This is a genomic window from Streptomyces otsuchiensis, assembly GCF_004305975.1.
Lineage (GTDB): Bacteria > Actinomycetota > Actinomycetes > Streptomycetales > Streptomycetaceae > Streptomyces > Streptomyces otsuchiensis.
In genome coordinates this window covers 1-17,888 of record NZ_BHZI01000118.1, presented here as the reverse complement: position 1 = coordinate 17,888, position 17,888 = coordinate 1, and the positions used below count along the sequence as shown (strand labels likewise).

General features: G+C 73.8%; 14 protein-coding genes. 8 read left to right on the top strand and 6 right to left on the bottom strand.

Annotated features, from left to right (window positions below; genetic code table 11):
- Positions 1 to 144: 144 nt before the first annotated feature.
- Entirely contained in the window at positions 145 to 1,881 is a 1,737-nt protein-coding gene (locus tag E0D90_RS13255; protein ID WP_130798229.1) for an alpha/beta hydrolase, read from the top strand.
- Positions 1,882 to 1,918: 37 nt separating this feature from the next.
- On the opposite strand, the gene hemQ is transcribed toward E0D90_RS13255, so the two are convergent.
- The 3 genes from hemQ to hemE all read right to left on the bottom strand — a co-directional run bounded on the left by hemQ (position 1,919) and on the right by hemE (position 5,210).
- Positions 1,919 to 2,635 (bottom strand): hydrogen peroxide-dependent heme synthase, encoded by a 717-nt coding sequence (gene hemQ / locus E0D90_RS13250; RefSeq protein WP_103500913.1) that lies wholly within the window; start codon positions 2,633 to 2,635, stop codon positions 1,919 to 1,921.
- A 4-nt stretch (positions 2,636 to 2,639) separates the two neighbouring features.
- The gene (gene hemG, locus E0D90_RS13245) at positions 2,640 to 4,040 is read right to left on the bottom strand and encodes a protoporphyrinogen oxidase (protein ID WP_103500914.1); all 1,401 of its coding nucleotides are present in this window, start codon (positions 4,038 to 4,040) and stop codon (positions 2,640 to 2,642) included.
- A 96-nt stretch (positions 4,041 to 4,136) separates the two neighbouring features.
- A complete protein-coding gene (hemE, locus tag E0D90_RS13240; protein WP_227870195.1) occupies positions 4,137 to 5,210 on the bottom strand; it encodes a uroporphyrinogen decarboxylase in 1,074 nt (357 codons plus the stop codon).
- 130 nt (positions 5,211 to 5,340) lie between these two features.
- Between hemE and E0D90_RS13235 the strand changes: the two genes are divergently transcribed.
- From E0D90_RS13235 to E0D90_RS13210, 6 genes are all read left to right on the top strand, one after another.
- Positions 5,341 to 5,979 (top strand): DUF3000 domain-containing protein, encoded by a 639-nt coding sequence (locus E0D90_RS13235; protein ID WP_103500916.1) that lies wholly within the window; start codon positions 5,341 to 5,343, stop codon positions 5,977 to 5,979.
- A 221-nt stretch (positions 5,980 to 6,200) separates the two neighbouring features.
- Positions 6,201 to 6,863: a helix-turn-helix transcriptional regulator gene (locus tag E0D90_RS13230; protein WP_103500917.1), complete on the top strand. Its 663-nt coding sequence runs from the start codon at positions 6,201 to 6,203 to the stop codon at positions 6,861 to 6,863.
- A gap of 112 nt (positions 6,864 to 6,975) precedes the next feature.
- Positions 6,976 to 8,235 (top strand): HRDC domain-containing protein, encoded by a 1,260-nt coding sequence (locus tag E0D90_RS13225; protein ID WP_130798226.1) that lies wholly within the window; start codon positions 6,976 to 6,978, stop codon positions 8,233 to 8,235.
- A 166-nt stretch (positions 8,236 to 8,401) separates the two neighbouring features.
- Entirely contained in the window at positions 8,402 to 9,616 is a 1,215-nt protein-coding gene (locus E0D90_RS13220) for a thiolase family protein (protein ID WP_130798224.1), read from the top strand.
- On the top strand, positions 9,613 to 11,739 hold the full coding sequence (locus E0D90_RS13215) for a 3-hydroxyacyl-CoA dehydrogenase NAD-binding domain-containing protein (protein ID WP_103500920.1): 2,127 nt from the start codon (positions 9,613 to 9,615) through the stop codon (positions 11,737 to 11,739). The genes E0D90_RS13220 and E0D90_RS13215 overlap by 4 nt, the downstream gene beginning before the upstream one ends.
- 236 nt (positions 11,740 to 11,975) lie before the next feature.
- On the top strand, positions 11,976 to 13,013 hold the full coding sequence (locus E0D90_RS13210; protein WP_130798222.1) for an LCP family protein: 1,038 nt from the start codon (positions 11,976 to 11,978) through the stop codon (positions 13,011 to 13,013).
- A gap of 31 nt (positions 13,014 to 13,044) precedes the next feature.
- Here the strand turns inward: E0D90_RS13210 and E0D90_RS13205 are convergent, their stop codons facing one another.
- Positions 13,045 to 13,938: a GNAT family N-acetyltransferase gene (locus E0D90_RS13205; protein ID WP_157996860.1), complete on the bottom strand. Its 894-nt coding sequence runs from the start codon at positions 13,936 to 13,938 to the stop codon at positions 13,045 to 13,047.
- Between the two features lie 170 nt (positions 13,939 to 14,108).
- Between E0D90_RS13205 and E0D90_RS13200 the strand changes: the two genes are divergently transcribed.
- Complete coding sequence (locus E0D90_RS13200) at positions 14,109 to 14,945, top strand: glutaminyl-peptide cyclotransferase (RefSeq protein WP_227870194.1); 837 nt, start codon at positions 14,109 to 14,111, stop codon at positions 14,943 to 14,945.
- A 79-nt stretch (positions 14,946 to 15,024) separates the two neighbouring features.
- On the opposite strand, the gene E0D90_RS13195 is transcribed toward E0D90_RS13200, so the two are convergent.
- Positions 15,025 to 15,546 carry a GNAT family N-acetyltransferase gene (locus E0D90_RS13195; protein WP_227870193.1) on the bottom strand — a complete coding sequence of 174 codons (522 nt, stop codon included), beginning with the start codon at positions 15,544 to 15,546 and terminating at the stop codon, positions 15,025 to 15,027.
- A gap of 125 nt (positions 15,547 to 15,671) precedes the next feature.
- A complete protein-coding gene (gene dxs / locus E0D90_RS13190; RefSeq protein ID WP_103500924.1) occupies positions 15,672 to 17,576 on the bottom strand; it encodes a 1-deoxy-D-xylulose-5-phosphate synthase in 1,905 nt (634 codons plus the stop codon).
- Positions 17,577 to 17,888 lie beyond the last annotated feature (312 nt).

Genomic DNA, 17,888 nt, shown 5'->3' with positions numbered 1-17,888 from the left:
CTCCTCCCCCGCGCACCGGTCCATGACGGTCCCCCCGTTCGGGGTAACCCGACGCCCCGGGACGCGACACACCGCCTCAGCCGGTCGTCTCATCGCACAGGCCGAGGACCATTCCGGTGACAGCCACCGGTGGAGGGACTCTCAGTGCGGCGACACGGCGCGACCACGACTCGACGGACGGCCCGCACGGCCACCTCCCTCGGCCTGCTGGCGGCGCTGGCACTCCCGCTGACCAGCGTCGACACGGCCTCGGCGGGCCCCGCGGGCGCACCGTGGAACACGGACACCGTGCGGAACACGGACGCACTGCGGGACGCGGACGCACTGCGGAACACGGACGCACTGCGGGACGCCGACACGGTCACGGCTGCCGACGCGGGGGCGTCCCGCGCGGCCGGCCGGACGGCGGCGCGGGTGGCCGCGCGGGGCCTGGTGTGGGAACGCTGCCCCGCCGCCGAGCGGCTGCCGCCGCCGGTGGAGTGCGCCACCGTGCACGTCCCCCTGGACTACACCGACCCGGAGGGCGAGTCGCTTCCGCTCCGGGTCAGCCGGGTCACGGCCACCGGACCCCCCGAAGAACGCCGCGGCGCGCTGGTGTTCAACCCCGGTGGCCCCGGTGGCGACGGCACCGCCTTCCCGCTGCGGCCGCTCAACCTCCCCGAACGGGTCTGGCGGGAGCTGCGGGAGGGCTACGACCTGGTCGGCTACGCGCCGCGCGGTGTCGGCGGCACCGCGCCGCTCTCCTGCGCGGCGCCGGAGTCCTTCCGTGCGGCGCCGAGCCCCGCCCCCACGCATCCCTCGCGGGCGGAGCAGGATGGGATGCACGAGGAGGCCGCACGGTACGCGGCGGGCTGCGCGCTCTCCGCCCCACGGCTGCTGCCGCACCTCACCAGCGGTGACAACGCGCGGGACCTGCATGTGCTGCGCGCCGCGCTCGGCGAGGAGCGGCTGAACTATCTCGGCGTCTCCTACGGCAGTTACCTCGGCGCCGTCTACGCGAGCCGCTTCCCGGAGTCGGTGGGGGCGATGGTGCTGGACAGCGTGGTGCACCCGGGGGCGGACAGGGTCTGGTACCGCGGCAACCTGCTCCAGTCGGAGGCGTTCGAGGAGCGGTGGGCCGACTTCCGGGCCTGGGTGGCGCGACACGACGCGGTCTACGGGCTGGGTGACAGCGCCGACCGCGTCGCCCGCCGGTACGACCAGGCGCGGCAGGCGGTGGCCGACCCCGTTCCCGGCCAGGCGGCGTCCGGCACCCGGGTGGGACCCGGCGAACTGCACCGCGCCTACCTCGGGGCCCTCTACGACGACGCGAGCTGGCCGCGACTGGCCAACGCGCTGGCCGAGTTCCACCGGGGCCGGCCGGAGCCCCTGCGGGCGGTGGCGCAGCCCGACCCCCGGGACGCGGCCGAGCGGGAGAACGCCGCGGCCGTCTACACGGCCGTGCAGTGCAACGACGCGCCCTCGCCGCGCGACCCCGCGCGCTGGCGGCGCGATGTGGAACGGACGGCCGAACGGGCACCGTTCGCCGCCTGGGAGAACGCGCGCCAGAACCTGCCCTGCGCGCACTGGCCGCTGCCCGCCGGCACCCCGGCCGAGGTCGGCGCGGCGGAGGGAGCGCTGCCGCCGGTGCTGCTGGTCCAGGGCACGCGCGACGCCCCGACGCCGTTCGCGGGGGCGGTGGAGACGCAGCGCCGGCTGCCGGGCTCGGTGCTGGTGACCGAGGAGGGAGGCGGGCGGCACGGGGTCACCGGCGGCAACAGCTGCGTGGACCGGCTCGTCGCCGCCTACCTGCTGCGCGACGATCTGCCGTCCGGAGCCGGGACGAGCTGCCCCGCACGGCCCGAGCCGCGCCCCTCCCCCGATCGCGCCACCGGCGGCTGACGACGGAGGGGGCGGCCACGGGGAACGCCCCGTCGGCTCAGGCCAGCGTGGCGATCAGGTCGGCCACCGACTTGCGGCGCCCGGTGTAGAACGGCACCTCCTCGCGCACGTGCATGCGCGCCTCGGAGGCCCGCAGATGGCGCATCAGGTCGACGATCCGGTGCAGTTCGTCCGCCTCGAACGCCAGGATCCACTCGTAGTCGCCGAGCGAGAACGAGGCGACGGTGTTGGCCCGCACGTCCGGGTAGGGGCGCGCCATCTTGCCGTGGTCGGCCAGCATCCGCCGACGGTCCTCGTCCGCGAGGAGGTACCACTCGTAGGAGCGAACGAAGGGGTAGACGCTGATGTAGTCGCGCGGCGTCTCGTCGGCGAGGAACGCCGGGATGTGCGACTTGTTGAACTCCGCCGGGCGGTGCAGCGCCATGTTCGACCAGACCGGCTCCAGGGTACGGCCGAAGCGGGTGCGGCGGAACCGGTTGTAGGCGTCCTGAAGGGCGTCGGGGGTCTCGGCGTGCCACCAGACCATGACGTCGGCGTCGGCGCGCAGACCGGAGACATCGTAGGTGCCGCGCACGGTGATGTCGGCGTCACCGAGCCGCTTGAACAGCTCCTCGACCTCGTCGGCCCAGCCCTCCCGGTCGTCCGGCAGCACGTCGCGCAGCCGGAATACCGACCAGAGGGTGTAGCGGATGACGTCGTTGAGTTCCTTGGCCCGCTTGCCTGCGTTCGGGCTCTTCTCAGGTGCAGCGCTCATGACGTCATTGTCCCGCCTGCCGCCCGGCTCCCGGCGGCAGGGTGCCCACCAGCTCCCGCGCCGCGTTGTCGGCGCCCGCGATGCAGGCGGGGATGCCCACCCCGTCGAAGGCGGCACCGCACACCCGCACTCCGGGCAGCGCGCCGACGGCGGCACGGACCCGCGCCACCCGGGCCAGATGCCCGACGGCGTACTGCGGCAGTCCGTCGACCCAGCGGGTGACGCGGCTGTCCACCGGCCGGGCGCCGAGCCCCGCCGCCTCGTTCAGGTCGGCGCGGGCGAGGGCGGTCAGCTCGTCGTCGTCACGTTCGAGCGCGGCGTCGTCGCCGTACCGGCCGATGGACGCCCGGACGACGAAGATCGCCGGGTCCTGGGCGGCGACCCAGTCCCACTTGCTGGTGGAGAAGGTGGCCGCCTTGATGTCACGCCCGTCCACGGCGGGCACCAGGAATCCGCTGCCACGCGGCAGCCGGGCCAGGTCCACGCGCCGGTAGGCGAGCGTGACCAGCGCCATCGAGGCGTACTCGACGGCTTCCAGTTCCCGCGCGGCGGTCGGCGCGTGCGGGGCCAGCAGCCGGGCCGCCGGGCCGGCGGGCAACGCCAGCAGCACGTTGTGCGCGGTCAGTTCACGGTCGTTGGCGAGGGTGACGACCCAGCCCGTGGGGGTGCGCCGCAGCGCGGTGGCGGGGGAACCGGCCAGCAGGGTGCCGCCGTCCTCCGCGCAGCGGGCGGCCACGGCCTCCGCCAGGGTGCCGACGCCGCCGTCGATACCGGTGAACACGGGCTCCCCGGGCCGGGCGGGCACCCGGGCCCGCACCTCGCGGACGGCGTCGAGCAGCGAGGGGCGGCGCTGCGCCTCGGCGAACAGCTGGGGGACGGCGGCACGCATCGACAGCCGGTAGACGTCGCCGGCGTAGACGCCGCCCAGCAGCGGCTCGACCAGCCGGTCGACCACCTCGTTGCCCATCCGCTCGGCGACGTACTCGCCCAGCGCCACGTCCTCGCCCAGCGGGGTGGGGGGCAGCCGCGCGTCCTGGCCGATCCGGGCGACCGCGGTGTCGGAGAGCAGCCCCGCGAGCGCCGCCGGGCTGTCGGGCACCCCCATGAGATGCCCCTTGGGCATCGGGCGGAGCGACCCCCGGGTCCAGACGGCGGCGGTGGTGACGGCCGGCGGCCGGAGGGCTCCGCCGAGCCCGACGTCCCGGGCCAGCTCCACGGCTTCCGGGCGGCGCGCCAGCAGCGATTCCGCGCCGAGATCGGCGCGGACTCCGGCGATCTCGCCCCGCAGCAGCTTTCCCCCCCACCGCTGAGAGCCCTCGACCACGGTCACCCGCGTGCCGGAGGCGAGCAGCCGGTGCGCGGCGGCCAGGCCGGAGATGCCGCCGCCGATCACGATGGTGTGCATGGGGCTCACTCTTTCAGACGCGCGGCACCGTCCACGCCGCCCCCGCACCGGAACCGGCCGTTCCGCGAGGGGACGGCCGACGGCCCGCGCCGGGCGTCAGCGGGCGGTGCGGGTATGCACGAACTCCACCAGCCGGGTCAGGGCGTCCGGGTCGGTGGTGGGCAGCACCCCGTGGCCCAGGTTGAAGATGTGGCCGGGCAGTCCGCGCGCGGACTCCAGTACGGCCGCGGCCTGTGTCTCGACCGCCTCGCGCGGCGCGAAGAGCACGGCCGGGTCGAGGTTGCCCTGGAGCGGCTTGGCGTGACCGGTACGGCGCGCGGCCTCGTCCAGCGGGACCCGCCAGTCCACCCCGACGACATCCGCGCCGGCGTCGCCGAGCTGGCCCAGCAGCTCGCCGGTGCCGACACCGAAGTGGATGCGCGGCACGCCGTAGCCGGAGACCGCGTCGAAGACCTTCTCGGAGGCGGGGCGCACCCGGGTGCGGTAGTCCACCGGGGAGAGCGCTCCGACCCAGGAGTCGAAGAGCTGTACGGCCGAGGCCCCGGCCTCGATCTGCACGGAGAGGAAGGAGGCGGTGATGCCGGCCAGCCGGTCGAGGAGGTCGGCCCACAGCTGCGGGTCGCCGTACATCAGGGCCTTGGTGTTCTCGTGGTTGCGCGAGGGGCCGCCCTCGACCAGGTAGCTGGCGAGGGTGAAGGGGGCGCCGGCGAAGCCGATCAGCGGGGTGCCGCCGAGTTCGGCGGTCAGCATCCGGATCGCCTCGGTGACATAGGCGACGTCGCCGGGCTCCAGCGGCCGGAGCCGTTCGAGGTCGGCGCGGGTGCGCACCGGCTGGGCGACCACGGGGCCGACGCCGGGCTTGATGTCGAGGTCGACGCCGATGGCCTTCAGCGGCACCACGATGTCGCTGAAGTAGATGGCGGCGTCGACGCCGTGCCGGCGCACCGGCTGGAGGGTGATCTCGGTGACCAGCTCCGGCATCATGCACGACTCCAGCATCGCCGTGCCCTCCCGCGCCTTGCGGTACTCGGGGAGGGAACGCCCGGCCTGGCGCATGAACCAGACGGGGGTGTGCGGGACCTCCTCACCGCGGCACGCACGGAGGAAGGCGGAGTCGGCCAGCCGCTCGTCGGCCGCCGGGGTCGTCGGGGGGTTGCTGCGCTCGCTCACACGGGAAAGTCTCCCATGTTCCCCCGACGCAGCCCGCCACGCGGGTGTGGCTACCGGTTCCCGCCCGGTTGGACGCTTAGTGTTACCGGCCATGGCTGCTCAGGCGTGGAAGGTGGAGGAACCCGGATCTATGAATGAGCCCGGTGAGGGTGTCCCGTCGGGCTTCCGGAGGGTGGTCGCCGCGTTGTCGGCGGCCCGGCCCCGGAGCGAGGTCCAGCTGACGCCGATGCCGCCCCCGAAGCGGCTGGCCCCGTACGCCGTCGCCCTGGAGGCGTCGGTGGTTCCGGTGGCCGGGCCCGGCGGAGGCCACGAGGAGGACGAGGAGGAGCTGGCCGACGGCCGGTTCGTCCTGCTGCACGACCCGGACGGCCAGGACGGCTGGTTCGGCACACTGCGGGTGGTGACGCTGGCGCGGGCCTCCATGGACCCGGAGCTGGGCGCCGACCCGCTGCTGCCGGAGGTGACCTGGTCCTGGCTGACGGAGGCGCTTGACGGCTCCCGCGGTCCCGGCTGGGCCGAGCCGAGCGGCACGGTGACCCTGGCGGCCTCCCAGTCCTTCGGCGCGCTGGCGGAGCGCCCGCCGCGCACCGAGGTGGAGCTGCGGGCGTCGTGGTCGCCGCGCGAGGAGGAGACGGTCGCCGGTCACCTGCTGGGCTGGTGCGGGCTGCTGGCGCAGTGCGCGGGGCTGCCGCCGGAGCCGGCGTCCCCGGGAGTGGCGGCGCTGCCGCGTCGCCGCACCCCTCGTCGGGGTGATCCTCACCTCGGCTGAGGCTGCTCCGACCGGGTGAGCCGGAAGGCCGCCCGGCCGCCGGGTGCCGGGGAGCGCGCGCCGGGGGGTCACCGGTTCGTGATCATTCCCTAAAGGCGCCGGGGGTTCCTGCCGAAGGACACTATGACCCATCCATGCGGGTCCATCCGGATGCATCCGGATCGCACCGACTCCTCCCCCCGGGAGTCGGTCCTTCCCCCCACCCTCACCCGGGAGGCCCGGTGTCCGTTCTCCTCGAGCAGCCAACAAGCCTGGTGTCCTACCGCCCGACGAAGCCGACGGCCATGGTCGTCGTGGCCGACCCCCGCGTCCGCTCGACCGTGACCCGCCACCTGTGGGCGCTCGGTGTGCGTGACGTGATCGAGGCGTCGTCAGTGGCGGAGGCTCGCCCGCGTATCGGAAACCCGCGCGACATCTGCGTGGCAGAGGTCCACCTTCCCGACGGTTCCGGGCTCAGCCTGCTGTCGGAGACCCGTGCCGCGGGATGGCCCAACGGCCTGGCGCTGTCCGCGGCCGACGACATCGGCGCGGTGCGCAACGCGCTCGCCGGCGGCGTCAAGGGCTATGTCGTGACCGGCACCCGCAACAACCTCGGCCCGCCGACCCGCCACGGCGCGGCCCCGATCGGCGCCGCCGCGGCCCGGATGCACCGGCGTCAGCCCGGCGCGCAGGGCCACCCGAACGGCTACCGGGAGCTGTCCGGCCGCGAGGTCGAGGTGCTGCGGCTGGTCGCGGAGGGCCAGTCGAACAAGGCGATCGGCGTCTCGATGGGGCTGTCGGCGCTGACCGTCAAGAGCCACCTGGCGCGCATCGCGCGCAAGCTGGGCACCGGTGACCGCGCGGGCATGGTCGCGGTAGCGCTCCGCACCGGCATCATCCACTGACGGCCGCTTCGCGGGGCGGCGCCCGGGTGCGGTGACGGAGGAACGTTCCTCCGTCACCGCACCCGTGTACCGCCGAGGTGGTACAGCGTGCGCGCACAGTTACCCTTGAGGGGTGACCGACGCCCCGCAGACCGACGCCCAGGCCCCGACCTCGCCCGCGCCGACCTCCGGTCCGGCGCCGGTACCCTTGCTCACCCCCCGGGAGGGGGTGCCGGACGTGGTCGCCGACGACGCGGGACTGGCGGACGTGGTCGCCGCGTTCGCGGCCGGCACGGGACCGGTGGCGGTCGACGCCGAGCGGGCGTCCGGCTACCGCTACGGGCAGCGCGCCTACCTCGTGCAGCTCCGACGCGAGGGCGCGGGGACGGCCCTGGTCGACCCGGTCGGCTGTCCCGACCTGAGCACGCTGGGCGAGGCGCTGGCGGACACCGAGTGGGTGCTGCACGCCGCCTCACAGGACCTCCCCTGCCTGCGTGACATAGGCATGATGCCGCGCACCCTGTTCGACACGGAACTGGCCGGCCGGCTGGCGGGGTTCGCCCGGGTCGGCCTGGGGGTCATGGTCGAGACGGTGCTCGGATACTCGCTGGAGAAGGGCCACTCCGCGGTCGACTGGTCCACCCGGCCGCTTCCGGACCCGTGGCTGCGCTACGCCGCCCTGGACGTGGAGCTCCTGGTGGACCTTCGTGACGCCCTGGAGCGCGAGCTGGAGCAGCAGGGCAAGCTGGAGTGGGCTCTGGAGGAGTTCGACGCCATCGCCTCCGCTCCCCCGCCCCCGCCGCGCAAGGACCCCTGGCGGCGCACGTCGGGGATGCACAAGGTCCGTCGCAGGCGGCAGATGGCGGTCGTCCGCGAGCTGTGGACCTCCCGGGACGAGCTGGCCCAGGAGCGGGACCTCTCTCCGGGGAAGATCCTCACCGACGCCGCGATCGTCGCCGCCGCACTGGCCAACCCGGAGGACGCCCGCGCGCTGGCGGCGCTGCCCGGTTTCGGCCAGCGTATGAACCGCCGACTGGTCCAGCGGTGGCAGAGCGCCATCGACCGGGCCCGCGCGATTCCCGAGCGGGAGCTGCCGCAGCCGGGCCAGGGCACGATCGGACCGCCGCCTCCCCGCTCCTGGGCTGACAAGGACCCGGAAGCGGCCGCCCGGCTCACGGCGGCCCGCGCGGCCGTCACGGCGCACGCCGAGGAACTGAACATGCCGCAGGAGAACCTCCTCACTCCCGACAGCGTGCGCCGCCTGTGCTGGGAGCCGCCCGCGGAGCTGAGCGAGGCCACCGTGGACGAGGCGCTGCGGGAACTGGGCGCCCGGGGCTGGCAGCGCCGCCAGACGGTACCCCTCCTCGTCGACGCGCTGGCCGCCGAGGCCTGATCGGGCGAAACCGGGAGCGGGCCGCGCCGGGAGCGCGGGCGGCCGACGATCGCGTCAACTCCGTCGCACCCCTGCCTTGCCTCTCAGTTACTGGCGAGTAGCATGGGGGTGGACTTGGTCGCGGCGATGCCGGGGCCGTCGGCCGTGCTTCTGGAGGAGAGCCATCGTGCCTCGTACCGTCAGGGACGTCGTCTTCGTCGACGGCGTCCGTACCCCGTTCGGAAAAGCGGGACCGAAGGGCATCTACCACGAGACCCGCGCGGACGACCTGGTCGTCAAGTGCATCCGTGAGCTGCTGCGCCGCAACCCCGGCCTGCCGCCGGAGCGCGTGGACGAGGTGGCCGTCGCGGCCACCACCCAGATCGGCGACCAGGGCCTGACCCTGGGCCGCACCGCCGGGATCCTGGCCGGGCTGCCGAAGTCGGTGCCCGGCTTCTCGATCGACCGCATGTGCGCGGGCGCCATGACGGCGGTCACCGCCACCGCCGGCTCCATCGCCTTCGGCGCCTACGACGCCGTGATCGCGGGCGGCGTGGAACACATGGGACGCCACCCCATGGGCGAGGGCGTCGACCCCAACCCCCGTTTCGTCTCCGAGAAGCTGGTCGACGAGTCGGCCCTCTTCATGGGGATGACCGCGGAGAACCTGCACGACAGGTTCCCCCACCTGACCAAGGCCCGCGCGGACGCCTACGCGGTGCGCAGCCAGGAGAAGGCGGCCAAGGCGTACGCCGACGGCCGCATCCAGCCCGACCTGGTCCCGATCTCGGTGCGCCGCACCAACCCCGAGGCCGGGGAGACCGGCTGGGGCCTGGCCACGGCCGACGAGCCGATGCGCCCGGGCACCACCCTGGAGAACCTCGCCGCGCTGAAGACCCCCTTCCGCCCGCACGGCCGGATCACGCCGGGCAACGCCGCCGGTCTCAACGACGGCGCCACCGCCTCGCTGCTCGCCGCCGAGGACATGGCGCGCGAGCTGGAACTCCCCGTGCGCATGCGCCTGGTCTCCTACGCCTTCGCGGGCGTGGAGCCGGAGGTCATGGGTGTCGGCCCGGTGCCCTCCACGGAGAAGGCGCTCGCCAAGGCAGGGCTGTCCATCGGCGACATCGGGCTGTTCGAGATCAACGAGGCGTTCGCCGTCCAGGTCCTGGCGATGCTCGACCACTTCGGCATCGAGGACGACGACCCGCGGGTCAACCAGTACGGCGGCGCCATCGCCTTCGGACACCCGCTGGCCTCCTCGGGCGTGCGCCTGATGACGCAGCTGGCCCGGCAGTTCGAGCAGCAGCCGCACGTGCGCTACGGCCTGACCGCGATGTGCGTCGGGTTCGGCATGGGCGGGACCGTCATCTGGGAGAACCCCCACTGGGAGGGCAAGTGAGCACCGCAGAGCTTCTCAAGGGAGCGGCAGAGCTGTTCCCCGACGAGGTCGTGACGCAGGCGCATGTGCGCCACCTCGACCTGCCCGAGGGCGGCGGCCGGCTGGCCCTGATCACCCTGGACAACGGGCTGGACCACACCAAGCCGACGACCTTCGGCCCGCAGTCGCTGGCCAACCTGAACGCCGCGCTGGACCAGGTCGCCGCCGAGGCGGGCCGGGGCGAGATCGTCGCCGTCGGCCTCACCGGCAAGCCGTTCATCTTCGCGGTGGGCGCCGACCTCAAGGGCGTCGAACTGCTCGGGCGCCGCGAGGACGCGCTGGCCATCGGCAAGGGCGGCCATGACGTCTTCCGCCGGTTCGCGACCCTCGGCGTACCGTCCTTCGCCTACTACAACGGTGCCGCGATGGGCGGCGGCGTCGAGGTGGGGCTGCACTGCGCCTACCGGACCGTCGCCGCGCAGCTGCCGGCGTTCGCGCTGCCGGAGGTCTTCCTCGGGCTGGTGCCGGGCTGGGGCGGCTGCGCGCTGCTGCCGAACCTCATCGGCGCCGAGCGCGCGATCAAGGTGATCATCGAGAACGCGCTGAGCCAGAACCGCATGCTCAAGGGTCCGCAGGTCCACGACCTGGGGATCGCCGACGCGATCTTCGACTCGGCGGACTTCCTGGAGCAGTCGCTGCAGTGGACGTCCGCGGTGCTGCGCGGCGAGATCGTCGTGGACCGTGCCGAGGTGGACCGCGGCGAGGCGTGGGACGCGGCCGTCGCCGCCGGCCGCGCGTTCGCGGACTCCAAGGTGCACGGCGCCGCCCCGGCCGCCTACCGCGCCCTGGACATCGTCGCCGCCGCCAAGGACGGCGACCTCGATGCCGGTTTCGCCGCCGAGGACGAGGCGCTGGCGGACCTCATCATGGGCGGTGAGCTGCGCAGCGGCATCTACGCCTTCAACCTGGTGCAGAAGCGCGCCAAGCGGCCGGCCGGCGCGCCGGACAAGAAGCTGGCGCGCCCGGTCACCAAGGTCGGCATCGTGGGCGCGGGGCTGATGGCCTCGCAGCTGGCGCTGCTGTTCGCACGCCGTCTGGAGGTGCCGGTGGTACTCACCGACATCGACCAGGCCCGGGTGGACAAGGGTGTCGGCTACGTCCACGAGCAGATCGACATGCTGCTGCTCAAGGGCCGGGTCAACCAGGACAAGGCGAACCGGCTGAAGGCCGCGGTCACCGGCTCCCTGGACAAGGCGACGGCGTTCTCCGACGCGGACTTCGTGATCGAGGCCGTGTTCGAGGAGATGGGCGTCAAGCAGAAAGTGTTCGCGGAGCTGGAGGCGGTGGTGCCCGAGCACGCCATCCTCGCCACCAACACCTCCTCGCTGTCGATCACCGAGATGGCCTCCGGGCTCAGCCACCCGGAGCGGGTCGTCGGCTTCCACTTCTTCAACCCGGTGGCGATCCTGCCGCTGCTGGAGATCGTCCGGGCCGAACAGACCGACGACGCCTCGCTGGCGACGGCGTTCGCGGTGTCGAAGAAGCTGAAGAAGACGTCGGTGCTGGTCAAGGACGCCCCGGCGTTCGTGGTCAACCGCGTCCTGACCCGCTTCATGGGCTCGGTGCTCGGTGCCATCGACGAGGGCACCGACATCGCCACCGCCGATCGCGCGCTGGCGCCGCTGGGGCTGCCGATGTCCCCGATCCAGCTGCTGGAGCTGGTCGGCCCGGCGGTGGCGCACCACGTGGCGGGCACCCTGCACAGCGCCTACCCGGACCGCTTCGCCGTCTCGCCCAACCTCGGCCGGGTCGTGGAGGCGGGCAAGCGGGCGTTCTACGTCCATGACTCCGGTCAGCCGGAGCTGGACCCGGAGGTGCTGGCCCTCTTCGAGACCGGCGACGCTCCGCTGACCGAGGAGCAGGTGCGCGACCGGGCGCTGGACGCCATCGCCGAGGAGATCGGGCTGATGCTGGAGGAAGGCGTGGTCGCCGCGCCCGAGGACATCGACCTGTGCCTGATCACGGGCGCGGGCTGGCCGTTCCACCTGGGTGGCATCACTCCCTACCTGGACCGGGCGGGCGTCTCCGAGCGGGTGCTCGGGCGACGGCTGCTGGCTCCGGGGGTGGCGAGCGTGCCGGAGTGACCTCCGGCAGCTGACCCGCGTGCCACCAGGCACGCCTGCGCATGGCGACGGCGCCCGTCCATCCCTCACGGGGTGGGCGGGCGCCGTCGTCGTGCGCCGTCGCACTTCGGTGGCGGGCGTCGGCGCTGGGCCGTGTGGCCCCCGTCACGTGTGGGGCGGGCCCATGAACGGACGATGACGTCATATCATCCGGGATCAGGTGATTTTCCGTAGATCATCAGGTGAGGAGTCTCCGGATGTCCGACGTCCACGCTCCCGATGTACCGTCCCGCCGCCGGAGGGGGCGCGCCCGCCGTGTCCTGCTCTGGACGTTCGCCGCCGTCACCGTCGCGGTGCTGGCCACCGGTGGATGGCTCTACTACCAGGTCAGCGGCAAGCTGCGGAGCGTGGACATCAACGCCGAGCTGGAGGAGCGGGGCGCAGAGCGACCCGAGAGCCGCGAGGACGGCGGCCGCGCGATCCTCGTGCTGGGAAGCGACTCGGGCGCCGCCGGGGAACGGAACGGCCGGGAGGCCACCGACGGCGACGGCGGGGATGACGGCGGCGCCGGCGCGGACGGCGAAGACGGGGATGACGGCGACGGCCCGACAGGTTCGCTGCCGGCCGACGGCTCAGCGATGGTGGTGCGGCTGCCGGCGGACGGCTCCTCCCCCACGGCGGTCGGCATCCCCCACACCTTTCCCGTCCCCCGTCCGCCGTGCGCGGACGCGCCCGGTGCGGAGGAGGCCGGGGCCGCCCCGGCGCTCCCCTTCCACTCCGTGCGGTCGGCCGGTGGCGCCAGTTGCGTGGTGCAGGTGGTCGAGGAACTGTCCGGGCTGCGGATGGACCACTACATCGAGGTGGACTTCGCCGGGTTCGGCGCCCTGGTGGACGCCCTCGGCGGCATCGACGTGGACCTGCCGGAGCCCGTCCTGGACGAGCGCAGCGGGCTGCGGCTGGACGCCGGTCCCCAACGGCTGGACGGCGACACCGCGTTGACCGCGCTCCGGGCCGTCGGCGGGGAGGCACAGCAGCGTTTCCTGCTGGCCCTGATCGCGGAGATCGACGACCAGGACGTGCTGGGCAGTCCGACGACGCTCTACCGGGTCGCCGAGGCCGCGGCGGGCTCGCTCACCACCGACGCGGGCCTCGGCTCGGTGCCGGACCTCGTGGCGTTCGCCCGCGACCTGAGCGCGGCGGACACCAGCGGCCTGGAAGTGCTGGCCCTGCCCGCCAACCGCCCCGACGCCGAACCGGTCTGGGAGTCCCTGCGCGGCGCGGACGCGACCCCGTAGCGCCGCGGGCCGCGGGGCGGGGTGGGGCGGTTCACTCCGTTCGGACGAGGGTGATCTCGCGGGCGGCCGTCGCGAAGCCGAGTGCCTCGTGCAGGGCGCGGGTGGAGGGATCGTCGGCCCGTACCCGGGCCGTGGCCTCGATGGCGCCCAGGCGCCGCGCGGCGTGCATCGCGGCGAGCGCGGCGGCACGGGCCAGTCCGTGCTGACGGTGGTCCGGGTGGGTGGCGACGGGGCCGAGCGAGACGACGCGGTTGGTCTCGTCCAGCCAGCCGACGCATCCGGCCACGGCCATGCCGCACGCGGTCAGCCCGGCCAGCCAGTCGAGGTCCGGGCGGTAGGGCCAGCAGCTCATGGCGCGCCGGTACTCCTCGGCGCCGTCGTCGGGCGCGGTACCGGAACCACCGGCCGCCGCGTGGTGCACACCGGCCAGCGCCTCGGCGTCCGTCTCGCCGCGGACATGCCGGAGCCAGTAGCCCTCCGGCGTCTGCGGTGTCGGCAGGTCGGTCAGTCTCCGGCGCAGCTGGAGCACGGCGGGGTGGTCGTCCGCCTGCCGGTAGCCCAGCCCGCGCAGCGCGTCGAGCAGGCCCTGTTCGGCATCCGTGACCGCGACGCGCGCCGAGGCGGCCCAGCCGACCACTCCGGGCGCCAGCTCCACGTGGTCCGGGTCGAGTTGCAGTCGGAGCGGGGCCATCGTGCCGTCAGCGTCGCCGGGGCGCGCCGCCCAGCCGACCACGGTGCCCTCGTGCTCCCACAGAGCGAAGTCCTCGGCCTCCGGGCGCGCTCCGCGTGCGAGGGGCAGCGCGGCCAGTTCTCCGATGTGCCAGCGGCCGGGTCCGCCGGGCCACAGGCGCTGGGCCAGTGTCTGCATGGCCCGTAGGTCCGCGGGCCCCTCGTACGCGCGCTGCTGGTAACGGCTGTCGATCACCACGCCCCACCCTAACCGGCGGCGCCCCGGCTTCTGGTCACGCCGATGTGAACTCGTGCGCCGCGAGTGCGACGCTACCGACGCCGGGCGGGCCGCGCATAGCATTCGGCCGGAGAGGACCGGTTCCAGCCCCCGCCGACCCGCCGCACCGCCGACCGACTGGAGCAGCCGTGCCACGATCACATCCCGCCCAGCGCCACGCCGTCGTCGCCGTGGCACTGGCCGTCTGCGCCGCGGCCGGTGCGGCGCTGGTGACCGCCGTCGCACAGGCGGGAGAGGACCCCGGCGACGGGGCGAGAGGCTCGGAACCGGAGCAGCTGCGGGTCAGCGTGGTGGAGACCCTCCCCCACGACCCCGCTGCCTTCACCCAGGGGCTGGAGGTCGCCGACGGGGTGCTGTACGAGGGCACCGGACTGGCCGGACGCTCCTATGTGTCGGCGACCGATCAGGCGACCGGCGTGGAACTCGCCCGCGCGGAACTGGCCTCTCCGCTGTTCGGGGAGGGGATAACCCTCACCGGAGAGGCGCTGTGGCAGCTGACCTGGCGCGACGGGGTGGCGTTCGAACGCGACCCGCGGACCCTGGCGGAGCGACGCACGGTCCGCTATGACGGCGAGGGCTGGGGTCTGTGCCACCAGCCCTCGCCCGGCCGGCTGGTGATGAGCGACGGCTCGGACACGCTGACCTTCCGCGACCCGGTGACCTTCGAGGCCACCGGGAGCGTCCGGGTCACCTCCGCCTCCGGCCCGGTCAGCGACCTCAACGAACTGGAGTGCGTCGGGGACGAGGTGTACGCCAACGTCTGGCACTCCGAGACCATACTGCGCGTCGACCCCGACGACGGCGTGGTGACCGGCGAGATCGACGCCTCCGGCCTGCTGACGGCCGAGGAGCGGCGTGCGGCGGACGTGCTCAACGGGATCGCGTGGTCACCCGCGCACGACGCCTTCCTCATCACCGGGAAGTTCTGGCCCCACCTGTTCGTGGTCGAGTTCGATCCGCTGTGACGCCGGGACGGGGTGCGAGTCCGACGCCGGGACGGGGTGCGAGTCCGACGCCGGGACGGGGTGCGAGTCCGACGCCCGGTCAGCCGATGCGCTTGTAGTAGAAGCTGCAGTCCTCCAGGACTCCGTCGGGGTCGGCCGCGTAGTCCGGCACCACTCCGTAGCAGCTCCAGCCGGTGTTCCGGTACAGGTGGTCCGCGGTGCTGGCGGTCGCGGTGTCCAGCATCAGCAGGGTGACCCCGGCGCGGGCGGCGGACTGCTCGGCGGCGGCCAGCAGCGCCCGGCCCAGGCCCGCGCCACGGGACTCCCGCCGGACCAGGAGCTTGCGGATCTCGGCCCGGTGGGCCGCGTTGGGCTTCTCCTCCAGGCCGAGGCTGACGGTGCCGGCCACCGCGCCGCCGTCCTCGCGCGCGGTCCACACCGCGAGCGTGCCGGCCGCGACGGCGTCCGCCCGGTCCCGCCACCACCGCTCGGCCTCTTCGTGTTCGAACGGTTTGACGAAGCCGACCGACGCGCCGCCGTCGACGGAGTCGGCGAGCAGACCGGCCAGGTCGGGCAGCTGCTCCTCGAACGCCTCGGCCGACAGCCGGCTGATGCTGTACACCGCTGGGTGCTCCTCACGCGGGTGGTGCGGGGCGGTGCGACGCGCGTAGCGCCGAGCCGCCGGGTGGTACGGGTACGACATGGGCGACCGCCCCGGGCAGGCCCGGGGCGGTCGTCCGCGGTCGCTCAGGCCGGGGCGGTGTTGTAGCTGCCGTCCAGCCGCGCGATGTGGCCGGTGACCTCGCGCGTGATGTCCGGCGCTGTCAGCCCGATCGATGCCATGACGTCCTTGCGGGAGCCGTGGTCCAGGAAGCGGGGCGGGATGCCGAAGTCGCGCAGCGGGACCTCCACCTCGGCGTCGCGCAGCGCCTGCGCGATGGCCGAACCCACGCCGCCGGCCCGCCCGTTGTCCTCGACGGTGACGACCAGACGGTGCTTGGCGGCCAGGCCGGGCAGCTCGGCGTCGACCGGCTTGACCCAGCGCGGGTCCACCACGGTCACCGAGATCCCCTGCTGACGCAGCAGGTCCGCGGTCTCCAGGCAGAGCGGCGCCAGCGCGCCGATCGAGAGCAGCAGCACGTCGGGGCGCTCGGTCTCGGGGTCCGCCGAGCGCAGCACGTCCATGCCCCCGACGGTTCCGACTGCCGGGACCGAGGGGCCCACGGCGCCCTTGGAGTAACGGACGACGGTCGGTGCGTCCTCGACGTCGACCGCCTCGCGCAGCTGCAGCCGCAGCTGCTCGGCGTCGCGGGGCGCGGCGAGCCGCAGGCCCGGCACGCACTGGAGGATCGACATGTCCCACATGCCGTGGTGGGAGGCGCCGTCCGGGCCGGTGACACCGGCGCGGTCCAGCACGAAGGTGACGCCGAGACGGTGCAGGGCGACGTCCATCAGCAGCTGGTCGAAGGCGCGGTTGAGGAAGGTGGCGTAGACGGCGAAGACGGGGTGCAGCCCGCCCGCCGCCAGGCCGGCCGCGGAGACCGCGGCGTGCTGCTCGGCGATGCCGACGTCGAAGACCCGCTCGGGGAACTCGTCCGCGAACTCCTTGAGGCCGACGGGACGCAGCATCGCCGCCGTGATGGCGACGACGTCCTTGCGCTCGCGGCCGATGCGGACGATCTCGTCGCCGAAGACCGAGGTCCAGTCGGCGCCGGCCGCGGCGACGGGCAGGCCCGTGTCGGGGTGGATGACGCCGACGGCGTGGAACTGGTCGGCCTCGTCCTCACGGGCCGGCTGGTAGCCGCGGCCCTTCTCGGTGAGGCAGTGCACGATGACCGGTCCGCCGAACCGCTTGGCGCGCTGGAGGGCGGATTCCAGAGCCTCGATGTCGTGGCCGTCGATGGGGCCGACGTACTTCAGGCCCAGGTCCTCGAACATGCCCTGCGGGGCGATGAAGTCCTTCAGCCCCTTCTTCGCGCCGTGCAGCGCGTCGTGCAGCGGCTTGCCGACGACGGGGGTGCGGTTGAGCACCTCCTTGCCGAGGGCGAGGAACTTCTCGTAGCCGTCGGTGGTGCGCAGCGTCGCCAGGTGGTTGGCGAGCCCGCCGATGGTCGGCGAGTAGGAGCGCTCGTTGTCGTTGACGACGATGACCAGCGGGCGGTCCTTGGCGGCGGCGATGTTGTTCATCGCCTCCCATGCCATGCCGCCGGTGAGGGCGCCGTCGCCGGTCACGGCCACGACGTGGTTGTCACGGCCGCGCAGCTGGTTGGCCTTGGCGAGGCCGTCGGCCCAGCCGAGGACCGTCGAGGCGTGGCTGTTCTCGATGACGTCGTGCTCGGACTCGGCCTGCGAGGGGTAGCCGGAGAGCCCGCCCACGGAGCGCAGGCGGCTGAAGTCCTGGCGCCCGGTGAGGAGTTTGTGAACGTAGCTCTGGTGGCCGGTGTCCCAGAGGATCCGGTCGGCCGGGGAGTCGAACACGCGGTGCATCGCGATCGTCAGCTCGACGACTCCGAGGTTGGGGCCGAGGTGGCCTCCGGTCTTGGAGATCGAGTCGATGAGGAAGGCCCGGATCTCCTCGGCCAGGGCTCCCAGCTGCTCCTGGGTGAGCCGGTCAAGATCGCGCGGTCCCGTGATGCGGGTCAGCAGCGCCACCCGTGCCTCCTTGCTGTCGATCTGCGGGCCGTCACACGGCGACGGCCCCGTTGCCGATCCGTCGAGTCTAATGTTCCGCCCGGGTGACCCGTCGCGAAGTGGTGCGAGATGCGTCACCCGTGGGGGCCGTGGGGCACAGTGGATCTTCCCCCGTGCGCGCCGGATACGCCAGACGACGGGCACACTCGGTCACTTCGGCGGTCGGCGTCCGGGGCGCCGCGGACGCGGGTCCGCCCGCCGCGCGGGGGCGCGGCGGGCGGACGGGCGGGTTCCACCGTTCGGGGCCGGGGGCCCGCGACGGAGGTGCCGGGC

Excerpts from the sequence above, each read along its gene's own strand:
- hemQ (WP_103500913.1), bottom strand. The coding sequence starts at position 2,635 with ATGAGCGCTGCACCTGAGAAGAGCCCGAACGCAGGCAAGCGGGCCAAG.
- E0D90_RS13210 (WP_130798222.1), top strand. The coding sequence starts at position 11,976 with ATGTCCGACGTCCACGCTCCCGATGTACCGTCCCGCCGCCGGAGGGGG.
- hemG (WP_103500914.1), bottom strand. The coding sequence starts at position 4,040 with ATGCACACCATCGTGATCGGCGGCGGCATCTCCGGCCTGGCCGCCGCG.
- E0D90_RS13235 (WP_103500916.1), top strand. The coding sequence starts at position 5,341 with ATGAATGAGCCCGGTGAGGGTGTCCCGTCGGGCTTCCGGAGGGTGGTC.